This window comes from Saccharibacillus alkalitolerans, from assembly GCF_011090185.1.
GTDB classification, from domain to species: Bacteria; Bacillota; Bacilli; order Paenibacillales; family Paenibacillaceae; genus Saccharibacillus; species Saccharibacillus alkalitolerans.
In genome coordinates, this window is the sequence record NZ_JAAFGS010000001.1 from 82462 (window position 1) to 102023 (window position 19562).

Annotated in this window: 16 protein-coding genes and 2 riboswitches; of the genes, 11 read left to right on the forward strand and 5 right to left on the reverse strand. The window is 58.8% G+C overall.

What is annotated here, in order from left to right; all coding sequences use genetic code 11:
- Nucleotides 1-17: 17 nt before the first annotated feature.
- A riboswitch (glycine riboswitch) is annotated at nt 18-131 on the reverse strand.
- A 3-nt stretch (nt 132-134) separates the two neighbouring features.
- A riboswitch (glycine riboswitch) is annotated at nt 135-261 on the reverse strand.
- A gap of 246 nt (nt 262-507) precedes the next feature.
- The 3 genes from gcvH (at nt 508) to pulA (ending at nt 5393) form a co-directional block, all read left to right on the forward strand.
- Complete coding sequence (gcvH, locus tag GYN08_RS00350; protein WP_166271400.1) at nt 508-897, forward strand: glycine cleavage system protein GcvH; 390 nt, start codon at nt 508-510, stop codon at nt 895-897.
- Between the two features lie 198 nt (nt 898-1095).
- A complete protein-coding gene (locus GYN08_RS00355; RefSeq protein ID WP_235945685.1) occupies nt 1096-1959 on the forward strand; it encodes an SDR family oxidoreductase in 864 nt (287 codons plus the stop codon).
- A 311-nt stretch (nt 1960-2270) separates the two neighbouring features.
- Nucleotides 2271-5393, forward strand: coding sequence for a type I pullulanase (gene pulA / locus GYN08_RS00360; RefSeq protein ID WP_166271402.1), 3123 nt, complete (start codon nt 2271-2273; stop codon nt 5391-5393).
- 179 nt (nt 5394-5572) lie between these two features.
- Here the strand turns inward: pulA and GYN08_RS00365 are convergent, their stop codons facing one another.
- A complete protein-coding gene (locus GYN08_RS00365; RefSeq protein ID WP_166271404.1) occupies nt 5573-6565 on the reverse strand; it encodes an AraC family transcriptional regulator in 993 nt (330 codons plus the stop codon).
- A 1-nt stretch (nt 6566) separates the two neighbouring features.
- A complete protein-coding gene (locus GYN08_RS00370) occupies nt 6567-7568 on the reverse strand; it encodes a Gfo/Idh/MocA family protein (protein WP_166271406.1) in 1002 nt (333 codons plus the stop codon).
- Nucleotides 7569-7815: 247 nt separating this feature from the next.
- Between GYN08_RS00370 and GYN08_RS00375 the strand changes: the two genes are divergently transcribed.
- The 3 genes from GYN08_RS00375 to GYN08_RS00380 are packed head-to-tail and all read left to right on the forward strand — an operon-like array spanning nt 7816 to nt 10601.
- Entirely contained in the window at nt 7816-9618 is a 1803-nt protein-coding gene (locus GYN08_RS00375) for a glycoside hydrolase family 13 protein (protein WP_166271408.1), read from the forward strand.
- Between the two features lie 18 nt (nt 9619-9636).
- Nucleotides 9637-9762 carry a hypothetical protein gene (locus tag GYN08_RS23905; RefSeq protein ID WP_268952831.1) on the forward strand — a complete coding sequence of 42 codons (126 nt, stop codon included), beginning with the start codon at nt 9637-9639 and terminating at the stop codon, nt 9760-9762.
- A gap of 53 nt (nt 9763-9815) precedes the next feature.
- A complete protein-coding gene (locus tag GYN08_RS00380) occupies nt 9816-10601 on the forward strand; it encodes an SDR family oxidoreductase (RefSeq protein WP_166271410.1) in 786 nt (261 codons plus the stop codon).
- Here GYN08_RS00380 and GYN08_RS00385 read toward each other — a convergent pair.
- The 3 genes from GYN08_RS00385 to GYN08_RS00395 all read right to left on the reverse strand — a co-directional run bounded on the left by GYN08_RS00385 (nt 10598) and on the right by GYN08_RS00395 (nt 13029).
- A complete protein-coding gene (locus GYN08_RS00385) occupies nt 10598-11353 on the reverse strand; it encodes a YwaF family protein (protein WP_328802168.1) in 756 nt (251 codons plus the stop codon). The genes GYN08_RS00380 and GYN08_RS00385 overlap by 4 nt on opposite strands.
- A 228-nt stretch (nt 11354-11581) precedes the next feature.
- Nucleotides 11582-11839 (reverse strand): helix-turn-helix domain-containing protein, encoded by a 258-nt coding sequence (locus tag GYN08_RS00390; RefSeq protein WP_166271414.1) that lies wholly within the window; start codon nt 11837-11839, stop codon nt 11582-11584.
- A 116-nt stretch (nt 11840-11955) separates the two neighbouring features.
- Nucleotides 11956-13029, reverse strand: a complete 1074-nt coding sequence (locus GYN08_RS00395; protein ID WP_166271416.1) for a M42 family metallopeptidase — start codon at nt 13027-13029, stop codon at nt 11956-11958.
- 307 nt (nt 13030-13336) lie between these two features.
- Between GYN08_RS00395 and GYN08_RS00400 the strand changes: the two genes are divergently transcribed.
- The 5 genes from GYN08_RS00400 to yqeH all read left to right on the forward strand — a co-directional run bounded on the left by GYN08_RS00400 (nt 13337) and on the right by yqeH (nt 19550).
- Entirely contained in the window at nt 13337-14293 is a 957-nt protein-coding gene (locus tag GYN08_RS00400) for an AAA family ATPase (RefSeq protein WP_166271418.1), read from the forward strand.
- Nucleotides 14294-14296: 3 nt separating this feature from the next.
- Nucleotides 14297-15562, forward strand: coding sequence for a DUF58 domain-containing protein (locus tag GYN08_RS00405; protein WP_166271420.1), 1266 nt, complete (start codon nt 14297-14299; stop codon nt 15560-15562).
- Nucleotides 15559-17796, forward strand: coding sequence for a transglutaminase TgpA family protein (locus tag GYN08_RS00410; RefSeq protein WP_166271422.1), 2238 nt, complete (start codon nt 15559-15561; stop codon nt 17794-17796). The genes GYN08_RS00405 and GYN08_RS00410 overlap by 4 nt, the downstream gene beginning before the upstream one ends.
- Before the next feature lie 105 nt (nt 17797-17901).
- The gene (locus GYN08_RS00415; RefSeq protein ID WP_166271424.1) at nt 17902-18429 is read left to right on the forward strand and encodes a YqeG family HAD IIIA-type phosphatase; all 528 of its coding nucleotides are present in this window, start codon (nt 17902-17904) and stop codon (nt 18427-18429) included.
- Nucleotides 18426-19550 carry a ribosome biogenesis GTPase YqeH gene (gene yqeH, locus GYN08_RS00420; RefSeq protein WP_166271426.1) on the forward strand — a complete coding sequence of 375 codons (1125 nt, stop codon included), beginning with the start codon at nt 18426-18428 and terminating at the stop codon, nt 19548-19550. Before GYN08_RS00415 ends, yqeH begins: the two co-directional genes overlap by 4 nt.
- Nucleotides 19551-19562: the final 12 nt, after the last annotated feature.

Sequence of the window (19562 nt, forward strand, 5' to 3'; positions counted from 1 at the left end):
AGGCCTGATCGTAAGGGCTCTGTCCTTGATACCTGAGAGTTACCCCGCTTCGTGAGAGAAACAGGTTTCCCCTTGGGTGATCCGCCTGCAGGGCCGGGACTTGATCCGGGCTGCGCGGATGCTCTCCAGAGTGGCGTCCGGCAAAGGTCCTTTTGCCTGAGAGATTCGCCGCGAACGCTGCTTCAGCGCCTCGATCGGTTTACTCCTTCGGCGGCACCCGCGGAAGCTTCGCTTCCCGGTGCTCTCTCCCTGTGCTTTCATTCGCCTATGTAGATTCGGTCGAACGTTCGTTTTTTTTGCCAAATGCGGATCAAATGCTTTATCCTAATTATTAAGGGATGCGCCTGCGTGTTGTCAACAAAAGTTTGAATTTTACAAAAAATATTGTCAGGAACATTGACACGCGAAAAAGGCTGGCTTAAGCTAAAAGCGCGGAAAATTCCCGAACAAGCAAGGATTATAATAAGCCGAATGTTCGGCAATACAGTGAATGGGGCGGATCGGACGATGAGTGAAGTAAAAGCGGGCCTGTACTATACCAAGGATCACGAATGGCTGGAAAAGCTGGAGAACGGAAATCTTCGTCTGGGCATCACCGATTTCGCGCAGCATCAGCTCGGCGATATCGTATTCGTCGAACTGCCGGAGCAGGGCTCCGAAGTCGCGGCTGAAGCGAGCATCGGTTCGATCGAATCGGTCAAAACGGTATCGGATCTGTTCTGCCCGGTGGGCGGCACGATCGCGGCCGTCAACGGAGCGCTTGAGACCGAGCCGGAACTGGTGAACAGCGCGCCTTACGGCGAGGGCTGGATGATCGAAATTCAGCCGGACGGCGAAGCGGAAGGACTGCTGGCCGGCCTGCTGACGCCGGAACAGTACGAAGCGGAGCAGGAGTAAATTTCTCCCGCAGCGTTTATGCTTCTCGAACGAATGCTTTTCTAACCGATAGGGCGATCAAGGCCGTCTAAAGTCTGCGTGACTGCGCAGGCTTTTTGCTCTGCGGCGGATTGTCAGGCGGCGGCGCGCTGGTTTATGATGGGGACTAAGCCGAATCGGTCGAAACATCATCTGAACGATCCGAAGGAGGAGAACGGATTGACCGGAAAAACGGCGCTCGTCACGGGCGCGAATTCAGGAATGGGCTTGGCGACATCGATCGAATTGTCGAAACGGGGTTACCGGGTGCTGATGGCCTGCCGCAGCCGCGAACGCGGCGAAGAGGCGCTTCGCAAAGTGGAACAAAGCGGAGGATCGGGCTCGGCGGAATTGGTGCTGTGCGATTTGGCCGATCTCTCCTCGATCCGGCGCTTCGCAGGCGACGTGCATGGACGGATCGACACTTTGGACGTGCTCATCAACAATGCCGGCGTGGTCAGCCCCAAGCGGCAGGAGACGAAAGACGGCTTCGAACTGGCGCTCGGCGTCAATCATCTGGGTCACTTTTTGGCGACGAACCTGCTGCTCGGTCTGGTAAAGGCTTCAGGCCGCGGACGGATTGTCGTCGTAGCTTCGGGCGCATATAAGGCGGGACGGATCCACTTCGAAGATCCTCATCTGCGCCGAAGCTACAATGTGGTCAAATCCTACGGTCAATCGAAGCTGGCCAACATTCTGTTCGCGCGCGAATTGGCGCTGCGCACGTACGACGCGGGAATTGCGGTCAACGCGCTGCATCCCGGCGCCGTGCTGACGCAGCTCGGCGTCAATCGCGGCACCGGCTTCGGACAGGGCGTCTACCGCATGCTCGGCGGGCTGCCTTCGTTTCAGACGCCGGAGGAAGGCGCTTCGACAGCGGTGTACCTCGCGGACAGCCCGGAAGTCGAAGGCATCTCGCGGGAGTATTTTTACCGCAGCCGACCGAAACGCCTCGGCGGAAAAGCGGAAGACGACGAGGCGGCCGCCAAGCTGTGGGAGTGGAGCGAGCGCGAAGTCGGACTGCAGGGAACGAAAGGCGTTTAACGGAGTGTCGACGACACTCCGTTTTTTTATGTAGGCGAGCGAAACGGCTTCTTGGCAAGAATGTATGAAGATTGTGCGTCCTCGGGGCTTTTTTCGTCCAAATATATAAGGAGCCAGGTAAGCAAGGAATCAAAAGGGCGCGTGCGAACGTCCGGTGCCCCGGCGGTTAAGCTTCGGACTAAGGACCTTCGACGCCGCGATAATGTCCGTTCGAAGGAGCAGGCTTTTTATGCGCAGGAACGAATGTTTGGTAAAATAATATCGGATAAAATGCAGATTAGAGCGAAGAACTCGATAAGGGGTGTACAGAGATGGCCGATATGCTGAGCTTTAACGATACGTTGGACTGTCCCGATTTCGAAGCTTATCCTTACGGCGACTTGGGACTGACCTTTTCTCCGCAGTACTGCACGTTCAAAGTCTGGGTGCCCGGCGCCGAAAAAGTGCGGATCGCCATTTATGAGGACGAGGGAGAGTACGATGCGGACGGCCGGGTAACCGATCACCGCGGCGGGCGCGAGCTGACGATGGAAGAAGACGAATACGGCGTGTGGAGCATCGTCGTTCCCGGAGATCTGGAAGGTCATTATTATATGTACCACATTACGTACAAGATCGGCGAGCACGAGAACAGCCGCTATGTGGTCGATCCGTATGCCAAAGCGGCATCGGCCAACGGCCAGCGCGGCGCGATCGTCAACATGAAGCGTACCGATCCGCAAGGCTGGGAAAACGACGTCCGTCCGCCGCTGCGCCATCCGGTCGATTCGGTGCTGTACGAGCTGCATGTGCGCGATTTCTCTTCTTCCGAGGACGCGAAAATGAATCATTCGGGCCAATACCTTGCTTTTACGGAATCGGGCATCCGGACGAAAGAAGGACGGCCGATCGGTCTCGATCATCTGGAAGAACTCGGCGTGACGCATGTGCATCTGCTGCCGGTCTACGATTTTTGCACGGTCAACGAATGCGATGTGACGCCGGAGTCGTACAACTGGGGTTATGATCCGCAGAACTATAACGTGCCGGAAGGTTCGTATTCGTCCGATCCGCATAACCCCGAAGCGCGAATCCGCGAGCTGAAAAAGCTGGTGCAGGCGCTGCATGCCCGCGGCATCCGGGTCGTCGTGGACGTCGTGTTCAACCATACGTTCTCGGTGGAGGACGGGCCGTTCGATCCCGTGGTGCCGGGTTACTTTTACCGCTTCAACAAGTACGGGCAGCTCAGCAACGGCTCCGGTGTGGGCAACGAGCTGGCGACGGAACGGCCGATGGTGCGCAAATACATTCTCGATTCGCTCCTGTATTGGGCGGAAGAGTACCATGTGGACGGCTTCCGTTTCGACTTGATGGGATTGATCGACACGACCACCATGCGCACGATCGCTTCGGTACTGCATGAAAAGGTCGATCCGACGATTCTGATCTACGGCGAGCCCTGGACGGCGCTGGATACTCCGCTGCGGGAGTTGACGCTCAAAGGGGCGCAAAGGGGCGGCGGATTCGCGGTATTCAACGACAATTTCCGCAACGCGCTCAAAGGAGACGGAGACGGCTGGGGTACCGGATTCGTCAGCGGCGCGCCGGGCAAAGAAGGGGAGATCGCGCAGGGGCTGCGCGGTTCGGTGCACGACTTTGCGGCAGAGCCGGCGGAGAGCGTCAATTACGTGACCGCGCACGACAACCTGATCCTGTGGGACAAGCTGGTCAAGTCGCGGGGGCAATGGGAAGCGGCGGGGCTGATCGAGTTCGACAACGGCAAACCCGCGTCCGGCGTCCCGGCGGCGGACGCGGTGGCGGCCTGCGATCCGTACCGGATAATCGGCGAAGACCCGCTGGAGCACGATCTGGTCAAACGGCAGCTGCTGGCTTACGGCCTCGTGCTGACCGCGCAGGGCGTGCCGTTCATCAGCGCGGGCGACGAGCTGCTGCGCAGCAAGTTCGGCGACCATAACAGCTACCGAAGCCCCGACGCCGTCAACGCGATCCGCTGGAGCAACAAGGACCGCTTCCACGGGGTGACGGACTATATCCGCGGGCTGATCGAGCTGCGGCGGTCGCACCGCGCGTTCCGGCTCAAGACGCGCGGCGACATCGAGAAGCATATGGACGTGTTCCGCATGCACGGCGGCGTAGTCGGCTTTACGCTGAACGATCATGCGGGCGGCGACTTGTGGCGGACGATCGCGGTCGTGCATAACGCTTCGGAGACGGAGCAGACGATCGAGCTTCCGGCACGCGGACGTCCTTGGAAAATCGTCGTCGATCATCGCCGTGCCGGTACCGAAGCGCTGGGAGAAGCCGCCGATTACGTGAAAGTCCCGGCGCTGTCGAGCATGGTGCTCTACGACGAAGAGGACGACTATACGCCGGAGCCTTCGCTGCTGGAGTGGGAAAACATGCCGGGAGTCGTTCAGCCGGGCGAAAAATTGTTCCTGCAGGCGACCGTGCGCGATCAGCGCGGGCGGCGGATGCCGGAAGCGGAAGTGTCGTACCACTCCTCCGATCCGGAAAAGATCATCATCCGGCGCGACGGTTCGGCATGGGCGATCGGCATGGGCCGAGCGCTCATTACCGCCGTATGCGGCGATATGCAGAGCAGTACGGCGATCTTGATCGAGCGCCGGACGCTGCACCAGATCGGCATTGCGATGGACGACGAAGTGCGCAGCCTTTACGTAGGACGCAGCCTGAAGCTGCGGGCGGAACCGAAAGACCCGTTCGGCAATCCGATGTCGGCATCGCGCTTGGAATGGCGATCCAGCGACGTCGGCATCGCGACGGTCAACCAGGCGGGCCGGGTGACGGGCATCAAGCCGGGCCGCGCGGTCATCTCGGTGTCGGGCGACGGCGTGCAGGCGCAGCTGGCGCTGGAAGTCCGCGAATATACGCCGCGCAAGCTGATTTTGGAATACGAGCGCGAAGACGGCGATTACGAAGGCTGGAATCTGTGGATGTGGGGCGCTTCGTTCGGCAGCCGCAGAGTCGACTTCGTCGGCAGCGATAACGGGGTGGCGGAGGCGCTGCTGGAAGTCGCGCCGGACGTGACCAGTTTAGGTTTTATCGTCCGGCACGAAGAGTGGGAGAAAAAAGACATCGCGGCCGACCGCTATATCGACCTCGGCGCCATTACCGGCGAATGGGTCCGCATCCGGATTCGCAGCGGCGAGTTCCGCGTATCGGCGGAAGCGCTGGAAGAAGAAAATATTCCGGCGGAGCAGGAGAAATTCGCGCGGCTGGAACGGGAGGCGGCCGAGCGGGCGGCACTTGCCGAAGCGGAAGCCGAGGATTCCGCCGGCGCGCGGGAAGACGGGGGCGAGCCGAGCGGCGGGCAGGAACAGGAAAACGGCGAGCCGGAAGACGGGGCCGATGCGGAGAACAGCGGCGGTACCGATGCGCCGAAGGACGGAGAAGACCGCGGAGCGGGCATCTGAAGACGCCCTGACCGAGCGGACGGCAAAAAAACGGACCCGAATCCGGTGGTCGGGTCCGTACCGATTTTCGAGAACTCCCGCCCGGGATGAAGGGCGGGAGTTCTTTCGCGTTTTTCCGGATGAGCGTTCCCGGCAGCCGGCCATGCCGCTTTTCTGCATTGAATTTCGTATTGTTCGTCTCATTCCGAAGAACGGGGAACCCCTCGGGGAAGCGTCTCCGCCGGATGCCGATGCAGCTCGAACTGCTTGGCCCTGCGGTAGACGGAAGGCGACATATTCATGCGTTTGCGAAAAACGGTATGCAGATAAGCCGCCGTCGAAAAGCCTTCCAGCTCCGCGATCCGCTCGATGGACAGACTGCCGGTGCGCAGCCGGTCGCACACCCCCCGCAAACGGATATCTTCCAGCACCCGGCTGAACGGGCGATTCGGGTCGACATCGCGAAAGATTCGCTGAAGCTGACGGGGACTGAGGTCGAGTTTTTCCGCGACGTCTTCCAGACGCAGTCCCGACGTGTAATTGGCTTCCATGTATCGGACAGCATATTCGTAACGGTACGCCACCATGTCGCGGCTTGGCGCTTCCATGCCGATGTCACCGGAATCGTAAGCTTGAACCGTTTTCAGCAGAATGCCGACGACCTGCATGCGGATATCGGTATAGTAACCGATCCGTTTGCTTTCGCACGCTTCGTAGGCTTCCAGGAAGCACGGCATGGCGCCGTAGCTGTCCTGGGTCGGCCGCGCCGGGAGCGATTTCAGCTTCTGCATGCATTCTTCGGCTTCCGCGGCTTCCCACGGATCGGCCGCGGGGTTGGGCTTGCGCACGATGTCCACATGCAGGCACAATTCGTCCATCGCCCGCTGCGGATCGGCTTCCTGGTAATGCATGAGACCCGGACCGGTCAGGTAGAGCATGCCCTCGGACAGCGAGTACGGCTGATCGCCCAGAATGACCCGTCCCGCTCCGCGCGGAATGAAATGAAATTCGTAAGTCGAGTGATTGTGAAAATTGATGACTCGGCCGGACTCGAACGACGTCAGATGGAAGCGCAGTACGCGAATTTCGTAATGGCCCCAGACTACCGCGATATCGAGGCGTTCCAGCAGGTCTGCTTTTTCGAACATGGGGGCATAGGGAAAAGAGACGGCGTGCGCAAAACGTTCCGACATATCAGAAATTCAACTCCCCGAGCTGCACGATACGGCTTTCGCGGGCCGAACGGTTGGCCGCTTCCATCAAACGGGTAAGCTCGATCGCGACCGCGATATTTTCCGAAGCTTCGGTGCCTTCCCGGATATGGCGAACCCACTGATCGAAGGCGCTCTCCCGGGCGGGAGGCATAGGATGCTCCGTCCATTCGGCGTATTTTTCATCGCGCTTCGTGCGCATCAGCAGCCTGTTTTCCGGCGTGCCGTACAGCAGCGTACCTTCCGTGCCGTGCACTTCGATCGCGAAAGGCGAATGGGCGTTGACGAAACCCGCTTCCACCGAAGCGATGGCCCCGGACGCCGTGTACAGCGTGGCCAGCGCGTTGTCTTCGACTTCCCGTCCCGTGATATAGCCGAAATTGGCGCCCACGGCCGTCACCGGTTCTCTCAGGAAAAGGGCGGATAAATACATCGGATGGCAGCCCAGGTCGATGAGCGCGCCGCCGCCGCATTGTTCGGCATTGTAGAAATGGTCAGGCAGCCAACCCGCCAACGCGCCGTCATGCGACAATCTTGCCCGTACGTATGTAATCTGTCCCAGCAGCCCGCGTTCCAGAATATCCCGTATCGCCCGCGTGTAACCCTCGTTCAGCCGCGGCAGCGAGACGGTCAGCTTGACGCCCTCGCTTTCGACGGCTTCGACGATCGCTTTGACTTCGGCTTCGGAAGCCGCGATAACCTTCTCCGTGAAAATATGCTTGCCCGCCCGCGCGGCGGCGATCATCACTTCCTTGTGCCGGTTGGTCGGCGCGTCCACGATGACGGCGTCCACCTGCCCGGAATCCAGCATTTCCTCCAGCTTTTCGTAGTAAGGCACGCCGAGCTTGTCGGCCGCCTCGCTTCCGCGCCGCGGATCCTCATCCCATACGGCCGCGATATCCGTATCGGGATGGTTCTGCGCCTGACCGATATAATCCCAAGCATGCACATGCCACAGGCTGGCTTTGCCTATGCGAATTCCCATAGTCGTCCCTCCCTGCCGATTATCCAATATTCTGACATTTCTCTACTTAAAATAGCATAGGCAGAGCCGCAGTTCACTAAAACGATGCGACATTTAATGTTCAATATCACGACATCGGCTTGATTATTTTCCCTTTTTTTCCTTCTCCTTCGCGCCCGCTGTTTAGCTGTGACCTTTTCCGGTTATCCCCTACAAAGAAGGACGGCCGCACGGCGCGGGGCCGGACCGGCGGATAAGGAGGAGAACGATGGCAACTGAACGAACGAAAAAAGCGAACAAGGTGGAAGAGAGCGGCAGCAGCGCTTATTGGAAGGAAGGCGTGCTGTATCAGCTGTACCCGCCGAGCTTCAAGGACAGCGACGGCGACGGCTGGGGCGATATCGGCGGGATGCTGGAGAAGGTAGACTATCTGGCGGAACTCGGCGTCAGCGCCGTCTGGATCGGACCGGTATGCGATTCGCCGATGGAGGACAACGGCTACGACATTCGGGATTATTATAAAATTCACGACGCGTACGGCACGATGGAGCAGATGGAGGAGCTGATCGCGAAACTTCATGAACGCGACATCCGTCTGATCCTGGACCTGGTCATCAACCATACTTCCGACGAGCATCCGTGGTTCGAGGCTTCCCGGTCTTCGAAAGACAATCCGTACCGGGATTATTACATTTGGAAGCCGGCCGCGGCGGACGGCGGTCCGCCGAACAACTGGCGCTCGTTCTCCGAAGAGTCCGCCTGGGAGTTCGACGAAGCGACGGGCGAATATTACCTGCACATTTTCGATAAAAAACAGCCGGACTTGAACTGGGAAAGCGAGAAGATGCGCCGCGATCTCTATCGAATGATCACCTTCTGGCTCGACAAAGGGGTGGACGGTTTTCGTCTGGACGCCATCAACATGATTTCGAAGCATCCCGATTTTCCCGACGCGCCCGAAGACGCCCGCCATCCGAGGGGGCAGCAGTTTTATAAAAACGGGCCGCGCATTCACGAACTGCTGCGCGAACTGCACGACGAGACGTTCGGCCGCTACCCGGGCACGCTGACTTTGGGCGAAGCGCCGACCGTAACGATGGACGAGGTCGTTCGCTACACGGCGCCGGAGCGGCGCGAGATGGACATGGTGCTTCAGATGGAGCTGATCCGGTTGGGGAAAGACTTCGGCGATCCGTGGAAAACGGACCCGAACTGGTCGCCGGTCACGCTGAAGGAAAGCATCGTTCGCTGGTACGAGGAAGTGTTCGGCCGCGGGGGCTACGCGCTCTACATGAGTACGCACGACCATCCGCGCATGCTGGGAACCTTGTTCGGAGACTTGTCTGGAAAAGGCGGCGAAGCGGCGAAAAAAATGAACGACGCGGCGGCCAAGGCGATCGGCACATTCCTGCATACGCTGCCCGGCACGCCGCTTGTCTACCAGGGCGAGGAGCTCGGCATGCCCAATGCCGATTACCGCTCTCCGGGCGATTACCGCGACAAGGCGACGATCGCCGCGTACAAACGGCGCGCGGAAAAAGGAGAGGCGGCGGATGACGTGCTGGCGAGCCTGCATGCCCGCAGCCGCGACGGGGCGCGATCGCCCATGCACTGGACGGGAGGGGAGCAGGCCGGATTCACAAGCGGGACGCCGTGGATTCCGCTGAACCCCTCAGGCCGCGAAGCGAACGCGGAAGACGAACGGAACGACCCGGCTTCGGTGTTCCATCATTACCGGCGGCTGATCGAACTGCGTAAGCAGTCTCCGGTTCCGGCGCGCGGCGCCCTGACGATGATTCCGCTGGAAGACGAGTGGATGTTCGCTTACATTCGGGAAACGAAGGACGAACGCTGGATGGTGCTCGTCAGCTTCTCGGACCAAGAACGCGAATGCGGCGTTCACGCGGAATGGGCGCGCTTGGCCGAAGCGGGCGAACTGCTCGTCGGCAGCGCGCCCGTCCAAGCCGGCGCGTCGGGAGCCGGTACGCCTTTCCGGCTTGAAAACGGCGAATACCGTCTGCGTCTGCTGCCGTATCAATCCGCGGTATATCGCCTCCCCGACAAGCCGTAAGGACGGAAGCGGATCGAGATGAGCGAACGGGATAAAGAGCGTCTCCTGCCGGAGACGCTTCTTTTTCGCGGCAGCCCGGAAAAAAATCCGCGGATGCTTTTTAAAACGGTTTCACAAAAAAGCAGGCGGGTAACCGATACATGATGGACAACTTGCCCATACACCAGCATTCAATGCGACGAAGGAGGACTGGCATCATGACGACGGGAGCACTGAACGGCAAAGTGGCGGTAGTGACGGGAGCGGGGTCGGGGATCGGCAAAGCGAGCGCCATCCGTTTTGCGAAAGAGGGAGCGAAGGTGGCCGTACTGGAATTGACGGCCGATACCGCAGAAGAAACGAAGCGGGAAATCGAGGGGGCCGGCGGCGAAGCGCTTGTGCTCGAATGCGACGTATCCGATCCGAAAGCGGTCGAAAGCGCGATCGGCGAAGTCGGAGAAAAATGGGGCCGGATCGACGTCGTGTTCGCGAACGCGGGCATTAACGGCGCGGCCGCTCCGATCGAAACGATGGAAGTGGAAGATTGGAACAAAACGCTCGAGACGAATCTGCGCGGCACGTTCGTCACGGTCAAATACTCGATTCCTTATTTGAAAAAGCAGGGCGGAAGCATCATCATCACAAGTTCCGTCAACGGCAACCGCATTTTCTCGGGAACGGGTTTTGCGGCCTACTCTTCTTCGAAAGCCGGACAAACCGCTTTTTCCAAAATGGCGGCGCTGGAACTGGCCCGGTACAAAATCCGCGTCAACTCCATTTGCCCGGGCGCTATCGACACTAATATTGGAAAAAATACATTCCCGAGCGACGATTTGAAAGAAATCGAGATTCCGGTGGAGTATCCGGAAGGCAGCCATCCGCTTGAGGACAGACCCGGCAAACCCGAGGAAGTCGCCAAGCTGGTTCTCTTTCTCGCTTCCGACGAATCGTCGCATGTCAGCGGCACCGACATTTTCGTCGACGGCGCCGAATCGCTGCTTTAAAATTTTCGGGAACCTAGAGCGTTTGCTTTCCGTCGCAGCGCGTCCGGAATCAGAAAGAAAACCGCGTACAGCGCGCTGAACGTGAACAGCGCAAGCAGTTCCTCGGCAAGGATGTACAGCGGGTAATCGCCGAGCCTGTCGAGAACGGACGGCGTATCCGGTTTGCCGCGCAGAAACATGTAGTTCGCGTCCAGCAGCCGGTCGAGCATATAGACGGCCAGCGCGATAACGTTAAGCGAGAGCATTGCCGTCAGCACGGTCCGCCAGGTCGGCCGGAAGCCTTCGATCCAGACCATGTACAGCGCGGACAAAATGATCAAAGCGTGAGCGGCGAAAAACTGCACGAAACGGAAATGCGGATAGCCGTAAGCCAGGTTCGGCGTGAGCAGCGCCTGCAGCGCTCCGCCGATTCCGGCAAAAAAGACAAGTCCCGCCAGGAACCGGCTTCGGGTAATCAGCAGGAGAATGGCGGCCAGCAGCATCAGGCTGCATAGTTCGAGAGGAAGCGTATAACGGGCGTCCCATACGCCCTGCGCGATATACCAGATGTGAAGCGACGCTTCCGACGCGATCAGAGCGATCAGCAGGAAGAAGCGCAGGCCGCCGGCAAGCCGCGGCCTTGCGCGAATGCTGTGCCGAAAAAGGAACAGCGCCGCCGCCGCGGCCAAGAACAAAGCGAGCGAGATCAAGTGAGCCGGAGAAAAAGCGGAAAACGGCTCGGAAACGGACGACGAAAAAAAAGAAGCGAACACGAAACAGTCCTCCATTCACGCTCCAATCTGATTCGGTCAGGCAGGCCGGCCGTCTCCGGAAACGATGAAGCTTCTCCATCATCTTCCCGGATTCCCGCCGGCGCGTCAATGACTTGGACAAGCGAAAAAAGCGCATGCCAAAAAGCGGCTTCCCCGGCTGTATGTCAGCTTGGATTCGGGTCTGCCGCTTTTTGTGCATAAAGCGATGAAAAGCGATGCGACGATGCATCAAACGCTCTGGGCGGTCAACTCGTTCTCAACGAATTCCTGCTCCAAAAACGCCTCTTCCCGTCTGCCTCTATGGTCAATTAGACCTAGTTCGCCTTCAGCCTTATATTTGCGCATCCAAATTTTCAGACGATTAAGATCATAGATGCCGAGCTCTTTCGCCACCTGCTTTTTGGTCATTCCGTCCATACGCATTTGGACGGCTCTAAGCTTCGTTTCGTAGCTGTACTTGCAAAATGTTTGACCTTTGGTTGCCACTAAAACCACCCCTTAAGACTTATATCGGATGGTACCTGTCTTTTTCTAATGGTTTTTGGGAACCAAAGGTTAAAAAAATATAAAAAGTTTATTTTTTCGGCGCTGCCTGCTTGACTTTAAGCCCGTTCCACGATGGTATTGAGCGTCGTGCGGTCCAATCCGCGGACAAGGCGCACCAACAGCTCCTTGGCGGCGGCGTAGTCGTCCGTATGAATGATCGAAGAAGACGTATGGATATAACGGCCGCAGATGCCGATCACGGTGGACGGCACGCCGATTCCGCTCAGATGGACTTGTCCGGCATCGGTTCCGCCCGGTGAAATGAACGGCTGAACTTTGACTTTATGCGTGGAAGCCGTATCCTGCACATATTCAAGCAGGCCTCGATGCGTGATCATGGTCGGATCGTAAATGCGCAGCAGCGCGCCCTGGCCGAGATGGCCGAACAGGCTGCGGTCTCCGGTCATGTCGTTGGCGGCGCTGCAGTCGAGCGCGAAGAAGATGTCCGGTTGGATCAGGTTCGCCGCCGTTCGCGCGCCGCGGAGCCCCACTTCTTCCTGAACGGTGGCGCCGCTGTATACGGTGTTCGGCAGCTGTTCCCCGTGCAGTTCCTTCATCAATTCGATAGCCAGACCGACGCCGTAACGGTTATCCCAGGCTTTGGCCATGATTTTTTTCGGATTGGACAGCGGCGTGAACTCGCAGATCGGCAGGATCTGCTGGCCGACTTTGACGCCGAAGCTTTCCGCTTCCGCGCGGTCGTCGGCGCCCAGATCGATGTACATCGTCTTCAGGTCGACCGGGCGGCTCGCTTCCGCTTCGCCGAGCAGGTGCTTCGGCGTGGAGCCGACCACGCCGACAACGGGACCGTTTTCGGTAATGATCTGCAGGCGCTGACCGAGTACGACCTGGCTCCACCAGCCGCCCAGCGGCTGAAAGCGGACCAATCCCGTTTCGGTAATGCCGTTCACGAGGAAGCCGACTTCGTCGAAGTGGCCGGCAACCATGACCTTGGGTCCGTCTTCCCGGCCGCGCATGACGCCGAACAGGCTGCCGATCCGGTCCTGTACGAATTCCTGCGTATAAGCCGACAGTTTTTCCTTCACCAAGGCGCGCAGATCGCGTTCGAATCCCGGCGCTGCGGGAAATTCGGTCAGTTCTTTGAACAATGCCAACGTTTCGTTATTCATGCTTGCACTCTCCCATCGGAAAAATCGGAAGCGCGGGATGCCCGCGTCCGCTATCCTTACAGTATGCAGGGTCGGGGAAGAATTGTCACGGTTCGGCCGACAAATCGGCTTTTTCCGGCCGGATATGTGCGTTCAATGCTTCGATCATGTACAATATATAGGCATAACCATTTGGGCGGCGCCTTTCTTCGAAAAGAGCTTCGCCGTCCTGCGTTTTAAACCGAAACACGACCGTTCGCTGCGGGCCGACCGGCCGAGCCGCGATTTGCTCATACCCTGTAGGAGAATGACTTAGGAGGTTGTCCACATGTCCGTAAGTTCCGAGTCCATGCAGATCGTTACCGCCGTAAGAACCAATCTTGAATCCTGCATACTAGGGAAAACCTTTGAAATAAAACTGCTGATGACGGCTCTTCTCGCCGGAGGCCACGTGCTGATCGAAGACGTGCCGGGTACGGGAAAAACGCAGATGATCAAAGCGTTGGCCCGTTCCATGGAAGGGGTGTACCGGCGGGTTCAGTGCAATCCCGACCTGCTGCCGACCGACATTACCGGCGTTTCCATTTATCATCCCCGCGAAGAACGCTTTCAATTCCGCCCGGGCCCCATCATGTCCCACATTTTGTTGGCCGACGAAATCAACCGGGCCACGACCAAGACGCAGTCCGCGCTGCTCGAGGCGATGGAGGAACGCAGCGTGACCGTCGACGGCGAGACCCATCCGCTGCCGCATCCGTTCATGCTCTGCGCCACGCAGAACCCGATCGATTTCGAAGGCACGTACGTGCTGCCGGAAGCGCAGCTCGACCGCTTCATGATGAAGCTGCATATGGGATATCCCGATCTCGAGACCGAGAAAAATCTGATCAGCGCGAATCGCGTCGGTCAGCCGGCCGACCAGCTTCGGGCCGTGACGGATATGGACACGATCGCCGGTATCCAGCGCGAAGTGCGCGAGGTGCACATGAACGAAGCGGTCACTTCGTACATGCTGAACATCATCCGGGCTACCCGCGAACATCCTTCCGTTCTGCTGGGCGCGAGCCCGCGGGCTTCGATTTCGTTCGCGCTGGCCGCCAAGGCTTACGCTTTTATCAACGAACGCGACTTTGTCCTGCCCGACGATATCAAAGAACTGGCGCCTTTCGTGCTGCCGCACCGCATCCTGATCCGTCCGGAAGCCCGACTCGACAGTTTGAACGCCGAATCGCTGATCCGCAATCTGCTGGCGGCCAGCAGCGTGCCGGTATCGATGGGACGTTAAGGAATGCGGGAGATTTGGAATCTTTTCAAACCGAAGCTGTCTCCGGCCAAATTGTCGATGCTGCTCTCGATCTGGATCTGCTGTTTGTTTTATCTGCTGTTCCAGGGAGGCAAGACCTCCATCATGCTGTTTGCGATGGTTACGCTGTTCGGCGTGTACCTGCTGTTCGGCGGACTTAACGGAATCGGCCGGACCCGCGGCGAGCGTCAGTTTTCCGGGGAGCTGGGAGAATGGGGCGGCGTTCTTCATGCCGGAGACCAGATCCGGGTGCGGCTGCGCCTGGAGATTCCCGGCTTTTTGCCCCTGCCTTACGTTATCGTGCGCGAGACGCTCAAGCGCCACGGCGGCGAGACCTGGTCGTTCGAGGAGAGTCTCGTTCCCAGCATGAACGGCCGGGGCGAGCTGCTGTTTCAGACGCCTCCGCTGGAGCGCGGACGTTACGCGTTTTCCGAGACGGAATGCGTGACCGAGGACATTTTCGGATTGATCGAACACCGGGGCTCGTTCACGGCGCGCGGCGAGTTCCGCGTGCTGCCGCGAACGGTCCATATCGGCAAATGGGAACTGCTTGACCGACGCAACCGCCTGCTCGGGCCTCAGTCGACCGGCCATACTTCGGGCCGCGAGACCAATCAGGTGGGCGGAGTCCGGGATTACGTTTACGGCGACCGCATCTCGCGCATCCATTGGAACGCGACGGCGCGGACCGGAGAATGGAAGTCGAAGGAGTTCGAATACGAGTCGATTCCCAAAACGATGCTTGTGCTCGATACGTTCGAAAAACATTACGGATCTTCCAGGCAGTTCGAGACGGCGGTGTCGACCGCGGCTTCGCTGCTGGAATACGGAGGACGGCAGTCGATCCCGATGGGGCTGTGCTCGATCGGGCAGCAGGTTCGCGTGTTCGAGCCCGGGCAGGGCCGCTCGCGTCTGCACGAGATGATGGATCATCTGGTCGATCTCGATCCGAAGGGCGGCGGTTCGCTGCTGACGGGGCTCGAATCGGCGCTGCCCCGACTGCCGAGAGGGGCCGTTCTCATCGTCGTTACGCCGCTCGCGGACGGGTCCGTCATGGATCTGGTACGATTCGCGCAGACCCATCAAATGAGCCTTTGTCATATTCAAATCGCCGCGGCTTCATCTTCCGAAGGGGAAAGCGCGGCGGCGTCCCGTCAGTGGGCGTCTTCGCTGCGGGCCAAAGGAATCGCCGCTTATCGGACGGGCAGCCTGGATGAGCTGCCGGCCGTGCTGGAAGGAGGAACCCGATGAAGAAGTGGGCCGAATCGTTCAAGTCGTCCTGGTATACGGCGGTATCTACCGTATGGCTGCTGATTATTGCCATTCAATGGCTGACTTATACGCGAACCATCTGGTTCGACGAAACGAATGCGCTCGTATTGGGCGTACTGACGGCAATAGCCGTTATTCACGTGCTGCTGCCGAGATTTTCTTGGTTCCGGTTGGGACTCAAGGCGGCGACTTTCGTCGTCGTCATGTACGCGACGCTGAAGCGTTACGATGTTTTTGAGCCGGAAGGGGGATGGGCTTCCGCGTTGGAACAATTCGCCGAAGCGATGTTCCCTTACGTTTGGTTCGCCCTGCTCGCCTGGCTGCTGTTTGAATTTTGCATTCGGGCGGTAAACAGCCAGCGGCGCATCCTCGTTTTCGCATTTCTGAACATCGTGCCTATGGCGGCGCTGGATTCGTTTACCGTCGTCTCGCTTTGGAAGCAGGTCGCCTGGATCGTCTTCGCGACGATGGGATGGCTGGTATGCGATCATTTCCAGCGTTTCCAGTCGCGTTTTCCGCGAGGTTGGAAAGCGATCCGGCGCAACCCGTTCAAACTTCTGATCAATACGGCCGTCGTCTTTTCGCTCGTCATTCTGGCCGGCGTCAACATGCCGTTCGTGCAGCCGGTGCTGACCGATCCGTATACGGCCTGGAGACAGATGCAGGGCACGTCGAACGTGGCGTTCAACGCGAGCGGGCTGCTGCAGGGACAGGCATCCGCTTCCGGTTACAGCCGGGAAGACGGGCAGCTCGGCGGCGGTTTCAATTTCGACTATACCCCGGTTATGACGGTCGAAACGACGGAACGAAGCTACTGGCGCGGAGAAACGAGGATGACGTACACCGGCAGCGGCTGGGATTCCGACAGCGGCTGGGGAGCGCTCGAAAACGTCATCCGCGAACAGAAGCTTGAACGCGAAGCCGCTCCGCTGATGCCGACGAAAACGATCCGGCAGCGGGTAACGATGCAAAGCGACTCGACATATCCGGTGCTTTTCGGCGCCTATTCGATCGACCGGCTGGAAAGCGTCGATATCGAAAACGGCGAAGCGCGCATGCAGTGGAAGCCCGAGCAGGGCGAACTGCATTGGCAGGAGCGGGCGGGCCGCGGAGCCAAAGTGTATCCGAAGACGTACACGATTACGTCCGAGGTGCCGGTGATTCCGACGGAAAAGCTCGGCGCGGCGACATTCGAAGAACTGTATCCGGACGGGGTCGATCCTCGCTACGTGCAAGTGCCGCGCGGATTCCCGCAGCGGGTGACGGATTTGGCTTCGCAGGTGACGGAAAAGGGGCAAACGCCTTACGAAAAAGTGTATTTGCTTCAGCAGTACCTGCAGCAAAATTACTTGTATACGAATAATCCGCCGCTGTCGCGCCGGCAAAGCGACGACTTCGTCGAAAGTTTTCTGTTCGACATCAAGGAAGGTTACTGCGATTACTTCTCGACCGCGATGGTCATGATGGCCCGTTCGCAGGGCATTCCGGCCCGCTGGGTCAAAGGCTATTCGCCGGGCAATCCGTCGAGCGACATGCCGGAGCGATTCAGCGAAAACAGCCTGGAGTACGAAGTGACGAACGCCAACGCCCACTCCTGGGCGGAAGTGTACTTCGGCGATTACGGCTGGGTGCCGGTGGAGGCGACGCGCGGTTTCAGCATGCCTCTGCTTCAGGAATCGGCCGCGCCGGCCGATGCCGACGTCACGGAGCAGCAGGAACAGCAGCCGGAACAGCCGGAAGAAGAGGTCGAGGAAGCCGCGGCCGTATCGCCGCAGGATAAAGACTCGAATCTCGTGCCGATCATCGTCGCCTCGGCGGCAGCCGTCGTGGCGGCCTGGGGCGTCTATCTGATGTGGGTTCGCCGCCGCTCGATCTACTTCTTCCTGATGGGACTGCGCATGGGCGGACCGCTCACTGCGGATCAGAAGATCGTGTTGGAGACGGAACGGTTCCTTCGCTTCCTGAAGCGCAAAGGCTTGAAGCGCGAAGCGCACGAAACGCTCAGGGAATCGGTAGCGCGCTGGGACAAGAAGGTAACGGGAGCGGAAGCCGCGCTGGCGCCGATCCTGATGCTGTTCGAAAAAGCCCGGTACAGTCCGGAGCGCATTACCGAAGCCGAATGGACGGAAATGCAGCGCTTGTCGTCGGATCTTAAGAAGAGCTGGAAAGGTTATTATCCGGTTTCGCCGAATTTGCCGCAATCCCATAGCTGACGCGGAACGTTCGCTGTGATATAGTTTGAGTTTAAAGACTACTGAGACTGCTCCGGGCAGGCGCAAGCCGCCGTTCGGGGTAGGGGCTAACGAGGTGACCCGAATTTGTTCGAAACACTGCTGCCGAAGCTTCAGGTCGACACGGTATTCGATATCGATCTGGAGGACTTGTATAAGCGAGGCTACCGGGGAATCGTGACGGACCTGGACAACACCCTGGTCGGCGCGAAAGCTCCGAACGCCACGCCCGAACTGATCGCATGGTTTGCGAAAGTAAAGGAACTCGGCTTCCAGCTGGTGATTGTATCCAACAATAATATGAACCGCGTGTCCGTCTTCGCGACGCCGCTGGATATCCGTTTCGTGCATGGGGCCCGAAAGCCGTCCCATGCCCCGTTCCGCAAAGCGATGAAACTGATGGGACTGAACGAACAGCAGACGATCGTGGTCGGCGATCAGCTTCTGACCGACGTGCTCGGAGGAAACAGGCTGGGTCTGTACACGGTGCTTGTGCTTCCGATCGCGATCGGCGACGAAGGCTGGCGCACGCGCTTTAATCGCCGGATCGAACGGATCGCGATTGCGCGTCTGCGCAAAATGGGCAAATGGCTCAAGGAGGAAAAAAAGAAATGACGGAAAGACTTGAAGGCTCCGCGGTAATCCGCTGCAGCGGATGCGGAGCTCCGCTTCAAACGGAAGATCCGGCCGCTGTCGGCTATATTCCGCAGTTGAAAGAAGAGGGGGCGCAGATCTGTCGGCGCTGCTTCCGCATCAAAAATTACAATGAAGTCGCCTCGGTTGCGGTAAACCAGGACGAGTTTCTGCGCATGCTCGGCCAGATCGGCGAACGCAAAGCGCTCGTGATCCACATTGTCGACTTGTTCGATTTCCAGGGCAGCGTCATTACCGGACTGCAGCGCTTCGTCGGCAGCAATCCGGTTATTCTCGCGGTCAACAAGATCGATCTGCTGCCCAAAGTCACGAACTGGAACAAAGTTCGGAATTGGGTGCAAAAGCAGGCGAAGGAACTGGGACTGAAAACCGAGGAGATCGTGCTGTGCAGCGCGAAGAAAAATCTCGGGTTCGACCGGCTGCTCCAGGAAGTGGCGGAGCGCCGCGGCGATCGCGACGTATACGTCGTCGGCGCGACCAATGTCGGCAAGTCCACGCTGATCAACCGCCTGATTACCGATTACAGCGACCTGGAAGAAGAGCTGACGACTTCCCGTTATCCGGGAACGACGCTCGATATGGTTAATATTCCGCTCGACGACGGGCATTATATTGTCGATACGCCGGGAATCGTGTATCCGTCCCGTTATACGGAACTGGTCACGCCGGGCGATCTGGTCAAGATCATGCCGGAGAAGCCGCTCAAGCCGGCCGTTTATCAGCTCAACGAAGGTCAGACGCTCTTTATCGGCGGCTTGGCGCGCTTCGACTTTATCGAAGGGGAGCATCAATCGTTCACGTTCTATACGAGCGGAGCGCTGAAGCTGCACCGGACGAAGCTGGGCCGCGCCGACGAACTGTACGCCGATCATATCGGCGAAATGCTGACGCCTCCTTCCCGCGAGCATTTGGAAGATCTGCCCGAATGGACGCGCCACGAATTCCGCGTTCCGAAGGGCGGAGCGCAGGATCTGTTCATTTCGGGCCTGGGCTGGGTCCGGGCGAACGGCCAGAGCGGAGCGAAAGTGGCGGTACACGCGCCGAAGGGCGTCAAAGTGATTATGCGCGGCTCGCTCGTCTAAAGCGAAAGCGCC

Coding starts and splice junctions, on each gene's coding strand:
- GYN08_RS00375 (WP_166271408.1), top strand. CDS start 7,816: ATGGCAACTGAACGAACGAAAAAAGCGAACAAGGTGGAAGAGAGCGGC.
- GYN08_RS00395 (WP_166271416.1), bottom strand. CDS start 13,029: ATGAATAACGAAACGTTGGCATTGTTCAAAGAACTGACCGAATTTCCC.
- gcvH (WP_166271400.1), top strand. CDS start 508: ATGAGTGAAGTAAAAGCGGGCCTGTACTATACCAAGGATCACGAATGG.
- GYN08_RS00410 (WP_166271422.1), top strand. CDS start 15,559: ATGAAGAAGTGGGCCGAATCGTTCAAGTCGTCCTGGTATACGGCGGTA.
- GYN08_RS00400 (WP_166271418.1), top strand. CDS start 13,337: ATGTCCGTAAGTTCCGAGTCCATGCAGATCGTTACCGCCGTAAGAACC.
- GYN08_RS23905 (WP_268952831.1), top strand. CDS start 9,637: ATGAGCGAACGGGATAAAGAGCGTCTCCTGCCGGAGACGCTTCTTTTT.
- yqeH (WP_166271426.1), top strand. CDS start 18,426: ATGACGGAAAGACTTGAAGGCTCCGCGGTAATCCGCTGCAGCGGATGC.
- GYN08_RS00380 (WP_166271410.1), top strand. CDS start 9,816: ATGACGACGGGAGCACTGAACGGCAAAGTGGCGGTAGTGACGGGAGCG.
- GYN08_RS00370 (WP_166271406.1), bottom strand. CDS start 7,568: ATGGGAATTCGCATAGGCAAAGCCAGCCTGTGGCATGTGCATGCTTGG.
- pulA (WP_166271402.1), top strand. CDS start 2,271: ATGGCCGATATGCTGAGCTTTAACGATACGTTGGACTGTCCCGATTTC.
- GYN08_RS00405 (WP_166271420.1), top strand. CDS start 14,297: ATGCGGGAGATTTGGAATCTTTTCAAACCGAAGCTGTCTCCGGCCAAA.
- GYN08_RS00365 (WP_166271404.1), bottom strand. CDS start 6,565: ATGTCGGAACGTTTTGCGCACGCCGTCTCTTTTCCCTATGCCCCCATG.